1 protein-coding gene is annotated in these 243 nt (G+C 71.2%); it reads right to left on the bottom strand.

The features are described from left to right. Window positions 1-243: condensation domain-containing protein (locus ACLQ2R_RS39710; RefSeq protein ID WP_425966569.1), on the bottom strand; the 243-nt coding region annotated here is incomplete at both ends.

The raw sequence follows: 243 nt of genomic DNA, 5'->3' as shown, positions 1-243 counted from the left end.
TGTGATGGACCACCAGCACGATCGCGTGCTCCTGCGGCCCCAGCCGGGCCAGCGCCGCACGAAACAGCGGCCCGGCCGCCAGATCGAACGGCCGGTGCGCCTGACCGGCCGCCCACCGCTCGACCACCTCACCATCGAGCTCGGCCATCGGCAGCGAGAACGCCGTCGGTGGAGGGTCGATCACCTGCCGCGGCAGACCGTCCACCTCGACGAACCTGGTACGCAACGCCTCATGCCGCTCCA

It is taken from the genome of Streptosporangium sp. DT93 (assembly GCF_049844535.1).
GTDB lineage: Bacteria > Actinomycetota > Actinomycetes > Streptosporangiales > Streptosporangiaceae > Streptosporangium.
Note: the sequence above shows the minus strand (reverse complement) of the source record. Positions and strands in the feature narration are given on the sequence as shown.